This window comes from Shewanella sp. 11B5, from assembly GCF_002836795.1.
Classification (GTDB): Bacteria; Pseudomonadota; Gammaproteobacteria; order Enterobacterales; family Shewanellaceae; genus Shewanella; species Shewanella frigidimarina.
Genome location: NZ_PJAP01000237.1, coordinates 1 through 9,493, shown reverse-complemented (window position 1 = coordinate 9,493; position 9,493 = coordinate 1). Strand labels below are relative to the sequence as shown.

The following is a 9,493-nucleotide window of genomic DNA, read 5'->3' as shown; positions in this document are numbered from 1 at the left end:
TCGCCAGCTTAGTCGTGAGTGTTAGGTGTTAATAAATAGATACAATTGACTTGTTAGCAAATCGGTAAAAGATTTAACAAAATTCTCATTTCAAGGTAGTTTTGTTGCACTAATTATTATAATAAATGGAATGAACATGCGCCTGACGTCTGTTGCTTTACTGCTTTCAAGTGTATTTGCCGCCAGTGTTTACAGCACGACTACCGTGGCTAGCGTGCCCAATGCTGCAGAACTAACCGCTCAAGTTGAAAGCAAAGTCATTGCATGGCGCCGCGATTTACATCAACACCCTGAATTATCTAATCGCGAATTTCGCACCAGTAAAGTGATTGAAAAACACCTTAAATCCTTAGGGCTTGAAGTACAGACGGGTATCGCCCACACGGGTGTGGTGGCGATATTAACAGGTGGTAAGCCTGGGCCGTTAATTGGTTTACGCGCTGATATGGATGCGCTGCCCGTTACCGAAGTGGTTGATTTACCTTTTGCCTCTAAAGCGACGGACACTTATCGAAATCAAACCGTTGGTGTGATGCACGCCTGCGGTCATGATACCCATGTGGCTATGCTGATGGGCGTGGCTGAAAACCTCGTAAAAGTAAAAGACAGCCTAGCTGGTGATGTAATGTTTATCTTTCAGCCAGCCGAAGAAGGCGCGCCTGAAGGTGAGCAAGGCGGTGCGGAGTTAATGCTCAAACAAGGCTTATTTGCTAAACGTAAGCCTGAGCAAGTGTTTGGTATGCATGTCACATCAAGCATGCCTACAGGTATGATTGGTCTACGTTCCGGCCCTGCAATGGCGAGTGAAGACTCATTTACGATTAAGGTCACAGGTAAGCAAACCCATGGCTCACGTCCTTGGAGTGGTATTGATCCTATCGTGGCCTCGGCACAAATTATTAATAGTGTACAAACCATTATTAGTCGTCAGGTGGATATTACCAAAGCACCCGCCGTAGTGAGTTTTGGGGCCATTAATGGTGGTATTCGATCGAATATTATTCCTGACGAAGTAGAACTTATTGGTACTATTCGAACTTTCGATCAAGATATGCGCGCCGACATTAAAATTAAATTGGCCCAAGTGGCAGCTAATGCCGCTAAAACAGTTGGCGCCACTGCAGTAACCGTGATCCAACCTGGTTATCCGGTTACGGTTAACAACCCAGAATTAGTCAGCAAAATGCGCCCGGTTATCGCCTCTGTAGTGGGTGACAATATGTTGATTGAGCCAGGACTGATTCCCGGTGCGGAAGACTTTTCTTATTACGCATTAGAAACACCAGGGATGTTCTTTTTCTTGGGCGTGACACCTGCTGACCAAGATATCAATAATGTCGCCAGTAATCACTCTCCGGCATTTTATGTTGATGAAAGTGCCCTTAAGGTTGGCGTGCAAACCATGACCCAAATTGCCTTAACAGCATTAAGCGCGGCACAATAGCCCTATTTAAAAACCAATTTTAATAAACCATTGGACGATAGCTCAAAAGGAGCGAGATATGACCCGCAAGATAATGGCGTTGTTGATGACGTTAGGTGTACTGAGTGCACCTAACGTGTCAGCGACACAAGCTGAAGATATTAATAGTTTTACCTTAGATAATGGCATGAAGATTATGGTGTTGGAGGATAGTTCTATCCCTAATGCCAATATGTACATTTTTTGGAAAGTGGGTTCGCGCAATGAAGTACCTGGTATTACCGGTATTTCGCACTTTTTTGAACACATGATGTTTAATGGTTCTAAAAAGTTTGGCCCTAAAATGTTTGACCGCACGATGGAAGCTGCTGGTGGCGCCAACAACGCTTATACCAGTGAAGATTTAACGGTATATACCGACTGGTTTCCAGCCAATGGTCTAGAAACTATTTTTGATTTAGAAGCAGACCGCATCGCCAATTTAGACATCAACCCTGAAATGGTTGAAAGTGAGCGCGGCGTGGTGCAGTCAGAGCGCACCACAGGGCTTGAAAACTCCAACTGGCGTACTATTCAAGAAGCGCTTAAAAGTGTCGCCTTTGCGGCGCATCCTTATAGCTGGTCGGTTATTGGTTATGAGTCGGACATTGCCGCTTGGACATTAGCAGACTTACAGCAATACCATAAAACCTACTACGCCCCTAACAATGCGCTAGTGGTGATTACCGGTGATGTGAAGCTAGCCGAAGTGAAAGCCTTGGCTAATCAGTATTTTGCACCAATTCCAGCTCAAGCTCCACCGAAAGCCGTACGTACAGTTGAACCGCAACAAAATGGTGAACGTCGGGTATTTGTTAAAAAAGAATCGGTAAGCACGCCAAACATTATGTTGGCTTATCATGTACCTGCAACTAGTCATGCCGATTACTATGCATTGGATTTATTAACGTCGATGTTAAGTGAAGGCAATAGCTCACGCTTTTATCAGGCCTTAGTTGATAAGCAATTGGCCGTGGCTGCAGACACGTATATGCCAATGTCGTTCGACCCTAACTTATTCTATATTTTGGGTGTAGCGAATGCGGGAGTCAGCGCCGAGACTTTAGAAAAAGCCCTTATTGAGCAGATTGATCTTATTGCCAACAACGGCGTGACTCAGCAAGAACTTGAAAAAGTTAAAAATATCAAGTTAATGGACTTTTACCGCACCATGGAAACCATTAATGGTAAAGCCAATACTTTAGGTACATACGAGCTGTATTTTGGCGACTATGCAAAACTGTTTAACGCCCCAGAAGCCTATAACAAGGTCACTCCTGCTGATATTCAACGTGTGGCGCAAACCTATTTAATCAAAGCGAATCGAACTGTCGGTGTGCTCGCTGCTACTGAGGAGTCAGACAAATGAAAACCGTAACTCACACACGCATTAAAATATCATTATCAGCAATCGCATTGGCCTGTAGCTTAGGGATAAGTGGTTGTGCGACCACTCAAAAAACTACCGCCGATACAGCCAATCCTGTTACCGCTAGCTTTGTTATGCCAAGCTACCAATCTGTTACCTTAGACAATGGCTTAAAGGTTAAGCTGATGGTGCAAAAAGAAGTGCCATTAGTGACCATTGATGCCGTAGTGAGAGCGGGTGCAGTCAATGATATTACTTCTGGTATGGCTTACATCACCTCACAAAGTTTAATGTTGGGTGCAGCGGGTCAATCAAAGGCCGACATCGAGCAGCAGTTAGATTTTATGGGTGCCAGCATAGACACCAACGCTGATTTAGAAGGCAGTTATATTCGTGCCAATATGATGAGCAAAGATGTTGATACCGTGCTCGACATTTTTAGCCACGTATTGCGCCAACCAGACTTTGATAGCGCTGAATTTGATAAACTAAAACAGCGTGAAATTGTTGGTTTATCACAGCAAAAAGAAAGTCCTCGAGCAGTGATTGGTCGCTACTTCAATAAGTTAGTCTTTGGTGATCATCCTTATGCCAATCCGGTATCAGGCAATAGTGACACCATAGCTAAACTTTCTGTTGAGGAGTTACGCGCTTTTCATAAAGGCTACTATCAACCAAGCAACATGACCATTAACGTGGTGGGCGATTTTGATGTTGCCGACATGACCGCTAAACTGAATAAAGCCTTTGGCGATTGGCAGACCACTGAAACCGTGGTTCAGCCAGATTTAAGCCAACATTTACCAACATTAACCCAACCTCATGTACTGTTGGTCGACAAGCCAGACGCAATCGAAACCACCTTTTTAATTGGTGGCGTGGGGATCCGTTACGATAATCCAGACTATGTTGGGTTAACCGTAGTGAACACCATTTTAGGCGGTCGTTTTACTTCATGGTTAAATGATGAATTACGCGTCAATGCCGGATTAACTTACGGTGCCCGTTCTGGTTTTAGCCCTTATGCTCAATCTGGGGTATTCCAAATCAGTACTTTTACTAAGTCATCGACAACTAAAGAAGCCATTGATTTAGCCTTAAAAACCTATGCTCGTTTATGGGAAAAGGGCATTGATCAAACCACTTTAGATTCTGCCAAAGCTTATGTTAAAGGCCAGTTCCCACCTAAGTATGAAACTAGTGGGCAATTAGCTGGTTTATTGTCTGACATGTATCTGTATGGCTTTAATGATGATTTTATTAATCAATTTCAAGCTAAAGTGGATGGACTTACCCTCGCAGAAACTCAGCGTTTGATTAAGCAATATTTCCCACAACAAAACTTACAGTTTGTGTTGATTGGTAACGCTGAAAAAATTGCTGATATTGCGGCGCAATACGGTGAAGTGACTAAAGTTGATATCACTGCGACGGGTTTTGGTCAGTAGTTATTAGTGGGTTAATGACTTATTCAGTTAATGACTTATTCAGTTAATGATTTAGTCAGTTAATGACTTAGTCTGTTAATTGCACTGTAGTATCGTATGATGGCTCACATAAGTGGGCCATTTTTTATGGCTAGATATCATGGTGTCACTGAGTGATTCTATTCGGTTTCTAGGGCTGGTGCAGGCAACATTGGCTATGTTGAGCTTGTGATCTGTTAAGTGTTAAACGCTATTTTGATAAGAGGATGGTTAATGATACATACATGCCGATTTATATTACTGCTAACGGCGATGTTGTTACTGACACATTCACCGTCATCTTACGCTGCGAAAGTAACCTTGGATTCATTTTGTGGTCAACTAGCGGGTGAGTGGCAGGGCAGTGCTGCCAATCCGAATGTTGCGCCGAAGCAGGTAAGCACTTCGGTGATGTGCTCGGCAGATAAACGTAATTTATACATTAGTGTTAGCCGTGGTAGTCGCTTTTCGAACAGTGAAACTTGGTGGTTTAGGCAACAACAAGATCATATTTTATTGGTGTATGCTAATGGGATTACCGATGATATATCGCAACAGTTAACGCTTTATGAGCAAGCGGGCAGTTACTCATTTTTAGGCAAAGGGGACATTAATCAACGTCCGGCCTTAGTACAATTGCAGTTCGATCCCATGATGAGTGATACCAAACCGTCAACAGCAGGATGGCAATGGCAGCAAAGCGCGCACTATTTGGATGACGACAGTGAGCAGTATCAAGTCATTAGAGCCATTAGTCTGCTTAAACCATCGGCAAATAATACTCTGCCGACAGAATAACGTGAGTGTATCTCAACACTCACAGGGCTTATCGATAAAACAAATAAGCGGCAAACAATGCCCAACTTAAGATAAGTAATCCCAGTAACGACCATGTTAAAGAGTTAAATTGACTCTCTGTTTCAATGTAAGACGCATCGGAATCGTCATCATTTGAGCTTGTCGCGCTTTTAGCTTTTTGCTGCTGTTTACGGGCTTTATCTCGTTCTCGAGCCTTAGCCTTCTCACGTTTTTTGTATTCAGCAATCCCCTTTTCAACGCCTGCAGCAATCAGCTTGGTTTGTTCTTTAACTTGCCCAGGTTTTTGGGTTGCTTTGGCAATGGCTAAAGCATCTTGTTGGGTTTCAGGTGATAACGTTTTTTTCATTACTCAGCGCCTGCAAAACCCAGCTGACGCCATGCTTCATAACTAATAATGGCAACTGAATTGGATAAGTTTAAGCTACGGCTATTGGCGGTCATAGGGATACGTAAGCGCTGTGCCAGTGGCGTCGCATCAATAATATCCATTGGTAATCCGCGGGTTTCGGGGCCAAATAACAATACATCATTTTCTTGGAAAGCAATTTGGGTATGAGGACGGCTACCTTTAGTGGTGCAGGCAATAATACGCTTTCCTGCCATGGCCTCTAAAAAAGCGGCATAGTTTTTATGGCGAGTCACACTGGTCAGATCCGAATAATCGAGTCCCGCGCGACGTAATTTCTTTTCTTCGAGATCAAAACCTAACGGCTCAATCAAATGTAACTGCGAGCCATTGTTGGCACATAGACGAATGATGTTTCCGGTATTTGGAGCGATTTCGGGTTCATAAAGGGCAATATGAAACATGGCAACCTTAGGTACGAAACATAAAAAGAGTGGCAAATTATACCCTAAGCAAGGTTTGACTGCGAGGCGTTATAAACGCTGACGTTATCAAAGTGAGCGATACAGCCCTGATGATAATTGCTGGTTGGGCGCTGACACATAGGCAATAACAGCCTCATAAAATACTGGCTATTTTATTGATGCCTTCGCGCTATAGTGCGCATATCGAGAAATAAAATTCCATGCTTATTCCTCTACCAACATAAGAGCTTAGATAATATTGGCGCCACTTTCAGGATCTCGTGATTGTGCCGCTTGTTGACGTATATCATCGGTATCGCTGCTGATGTCATCGCTAGTCTCATTATGGGCATCTTCTAAGGACTCTTGGGCTTTGTTGCTGTTGTGCTCAGTGCTCTGTATCGTATTCAGAGGTGTTTCACTTTGCTGATGTCCGTTGGTGACTAATTGTATCCCTTGAGGGAAAATACGTTCGCGGGCATCGTCCGGCAAGCTAATTTGATTTGCTTCATAAGCGCGCACCAGCAAGCGCATTAAAATTGAAGCCACTTTTGGAACACTGTGAGTTTCAGCATTGACCCAAAAATACACTTGCAGATTAATCGTCGATGGACCAAGGTTTTTTATCAGCACCTGTGGCTCTGGATCTGCGAGTACGCCGTGATGATCGCTCATAATCTCCATAGCGATATCCTGAGCCTTCCGGATACTTGCATCGTAACCAATGCCAATGACAAAGTGGCCACGCATTCTCGGGTTGGCGGTAAGATTTTTAATCACGTTTTTATAGATAGTGGCATTGGGGATTTGGATATGATTTCCGTCATAGTCGACTAACGTGGTAGCCCTTGCAGTGACTTGCTTTACCACCCCCAAATTCCCTTCAACGGATATTACATCACCTAATTTGAACGGACGCTGCACACTGAGTAGTAAGCTGGAAATAAAGTTTTCGGCGATGTCTTTAAAGGCAAAACCTAAAATCAGACCGATTACACCAGTGCTGCTAATAATCGCGACTGCAAACTGCGTTAGGCCAGCGAGGCGCAAAAATATATATAGTCCCAATAAGATGATCAATACACTGATGCTGCGCTGCATCACTAATCGAATCAACTCGCTTTTTGTTACCCAAGCTAAGGGACTAATCAATAAGCGTGCTAAAGGATGAGAAAGCCAAAATAGCAGCAAGAATATCGACAGCCCTAAAGCCAAGCGCGGTAAATAGAGTAAGGCTTTGTCCCAAAATTGCTCAGCATCCTGTTGCAGGGGAGCTAAAGATAAGGGCTCAATAGGTTGCAAGTGAATATTATCCACAACCTGAGTCACATCAGGTAAAGCGGCTATGGTTTGCAGTATGCGCTCTTTACTCGCTTGCTCCGTGGCAGAGCCGTTTAGATTGACGACAGAGCCTTGTATTTCAATGTCTATGACGCTGCTTGGGTCGTTAATCTGTATGAGTTGTTTCACAGTATCAGACGAGGGCGCAGCCTGGGCATCAGTAGGCACAAAGCTGGTAAGGCAAACAACAGCAATAACTAAACTCCATAGTAGAATCCATCGATTTAACCTTGAGGATGATCGCTTGTTGCTGCGAGGAAAGTTGTTTAACAAAAATCGACAAATCATAAGATTATCCGCAAGGTACTAGCCTGTCATTACTCAATATTAGCAAACAATCTTCACAGGCACCAAAGGTTGTGAGCGTTATCCGCTAATGTTTTTAGAGTATGCAAAAAGGGCTTTTTTTCACTTCTAAATACATACTAATAAGTCAGTATATGAGGTTATGTAGTTGCTTAAAAACGATGTTCATTGAGGGGAATAATAGCAACACTTGAAATAGTGGTCAGATAATTGCTTTGTTCTTTATGACAATAAATGCAAGTCAGCTAATATACGTTGAGGCAACTGTTAACCTCAGCACATTCAAAATGGAGAATATCATGGATTTATTACGTATTTTAATCGCAATCTTACTGCCACCACTTGGGGTTTTTCTACAAGTAGGCCTAAGTAAGACCTTATTATTAAATATAATTTTAACCTTGCTAGGCTACATTCCAGGGATAGTGCACGCGGTATGGGTGATTGCTAAGCGCTAGTATCTGCAAAGATGATTATGCCTAATGGTGAAGCGGCTCAGGCCGCTTGCATCAATCGGAAAATGTTGCCAAGTTAGGGGTAATTTTTACCTAGCAATGACATGCTATTGATTACAGGGTTAATTCAGCTGTGTCGTCTATGAAGGCGAGCTAGCTATTATTGATACGTGCTTATTCCCTGCGTGTGCAGGGAATATTAGTTAATGCCATTATTAAGGCCGATTAGAATATAAGTGGTTGAAGTTTATTTTTTATATCGACTAGCTAACCGGTAAACTGATACTGAGCTTAAGGCCTTCGCGCTTTCCTGTTGGGCCGATAAGGTTTTCTGCCACAATACTGCCTTGATGTAACGTAATAGCAGCTTGAGTTATAGCCAACCCTAAACCCCACCCACCACTTTGCCTGTCTCTGGCTGTATCGGGGCGATAGAAAGGTTTAAAAATAGCTTCGAGCTCTTTTGGATCTATACCTGGACCGTCGTCTTCCACTGTAATTAATATGTGTTTGCCAACTTGGGCTGCACTAATGGTTATCTGGCTATTGGCATAGCAAATTGCATTACGCAGCAGATTTTCTATGGCGCGCGAGAGTGTCTTTGGGTGAAGAGGCAATTGCAGTGCCTCTGGTATATCAATTTGTAATAGTTTGCCTTGCTGCTCGGCTTCAAATTCGGCGTCATCTAACACTTGGCTTAAAGATTCTGCTAATTCGAGTACGACTTTATTTTCATGGCTGGCTAAGCTTACCCGAGATAGAGTGAGTAACTCGCTTATTAGCGCTTCAAGTTGTAAGGCTTCATAGCCGATACGTTCTAGCTCTTCACTTTGCTGCCCTTTTTTACGGCCTAAAGCTAAGGCTAATTGCAGCCTAGTGAGTGGTGTGCGCAGTTCATGAGAAATATCGCCCATTAATCGTTGCTGGTTGTTAATCATGGCTTGCACTGCATCGGCCATTCCATTAAAAGCCTGTGCCAATTGGCCCATTTCATCACGACGATTTGCGGTAGCGGCATCGACTCTGCTAGATAAATCACCTCTAGCGAGGGCATTGGCACTGTGCTTTAGTGAACGTAATGGTTTACCCAAATACCATGCGAGCAAACCGCATAATAAGCCAGACAGTAAAATGGCTAAGCCTGCAGTAAGTAATTTATTGTCGGCAAAGAAAAAGAACCACGGCCGTGGATGATTATCGGGGAAGCGGCCAAATAATTGATACGGCTTGCCATTGACCACAAAAGAATAGGGGCCGAAAATAAGTTCATCTCTAAATTGATGGCTGATCGGATGGTCTGCTTCTTCTGCCATGAGTTGAAAGCGTCTAAATCCTCGCGATACTCGTTTGGTATTTAATACTTGGCCTTCGCCATCGGTTAAATATAAGCGCAATGGACCAGCATTATGGTTTCTATCGCCTTGTTTATTGCGGCTACGGTGCAGACGTTGAAGATTTTTACCTT

At 43.4% G+C, this 9,493-nt stretch carries 9 protein-coding genes; 5 read left to right on the top strand and 4 right to left on the bottom strand.

Going from position 1 to position 9,493, the window contains the following annotated elements:
- Nucleotides 1–130 precede the first annotated feature (130 nt).
- From CXF78_RS02735 to CXF78_RS02720, 4 genes are all read left to right on the top strand, one after another.
- Nucleotides 131–1,444, top strand: coding sequence for an amidohydrolase (locus CXF78_RS02735; RefSeq protein ID WP_102035904.1), 1,314 nt, complete (start codon nt 131–133; stop codon nt 1,442–1,444).
- A 73-nt stretch (nt 1,445–1,517) separates the two neighbouring features.
- Nucleotides 1,518–2,831 (top strand): M16 family metallopeptidase, encoded by a 1,314-nt coding sequence (locus tag CXF78_RS02730; protein WP_374702265.1) that lies wholly within the window; start codon nt 1,518–1,520, stop codon nt 2,829–2,831.
- On the top strand, nt 2,828–4,279 hold the full coding sequence (locus CXF78_RS02725; protein ID WP_102035902.1) for a M16 family metallopeptidase: 1,452 nt from the start codon (nt 2,828–2,830) through the stop codon (nt 4,277–4,279). Before CXF78_RS02730 ends, CXF78_RS02725 begins: the two co-directional genes overlap by 4 nt.
- A 252-nt stretch (nt 4,280–4,531) precedes the next feature.
- Entirely contained in the window at nt 4,532–5,095 is a 564-nt protein-coding gene (locus CXF78_RS02720) for a hypothetical protein (RefSeq protein WP_102035901.1), read from the top strand.
- A gap of 28 nt (nt 5,096–5,123) precedes the next feature.
- Here CXF78_RS02720 and CXF78_RS02715 read toward each other — a convergent pair whose 3' ends face one another.
- The 3 genes from CXF78_RS02715 to CXF78_RS02705 form a co-directional block, all read right to left on the bottom strand.
- Entirely contained in the window at nt 5,124–5,462 is a 339-nt protein-coding gene (locus tag CXF78_RS02715) for a DUF2956 domain-containing protein (RefSeq protein ID WP_102035900.1), read from the bottom strand.
- Nucleotides 5,462–5,926 carry a tRNA (uridine(34)/cytosine(34)/5-carboxymethylaminomethyluridine(34)-2'-O)-methyltransferase TrmL gene (gene trmL, locus CXF78_RS02710; RefSeq protein WP_059745837.1) on the bottom strand — a complete coding sequence of 155 codons (465 nt, stop codon included), beginning with the start codon at nt 5,924–5,926 and terminating at the stop codon, nt 5,462–5,464. The genes CXF78_RS02715 and trmL overlap by 1 nt, the downstream gene beginning before the upstream one ends.
- Nucleotides 5,927–6,175: 249 nt before the next feature.
- Nucleotides 6,176–7,555, bottom strand: coding sequence for a mechanosensitive ion channel family protein (locus CXF78_RS02705; protein ID WP_102035899.1), 1,380 nt, complete (start codon nt 7,553–7,555; stop codon nt 6,176–6,178).
- Nucleotides 7,556–7,872: 317 nt separating this feature from the next.
- Between CXF78_RS02705 and CXF78_RS02700 the strand changes: the two genes are divergently transcribed.
- Nucleotides 7,873–8,031 (top strand): YqaE/Pmp3 family membrane protein, encoded by a 159-nt coding sequence (locus CXF78_RS02700; protein ID WP_011635799.1) that lies wholly within the window; start codon nt 7,873–7,875, stop codon nt 8,029–8,031.
- A gap of 260 nt (nt 8,032–8,291) precedes the next feature.
- Here CXF78_RS02700 and CXF78_RS02695 read toward each other — a convergent pair.
- Nucleotides 8,292–9,493 (bottom strand): ATP-binding protein (locus tag CXF78_RS02695; protein ID WP_102035898.1); only part of this gene is annotated, 1,202 nt, incomplete at its 5' end.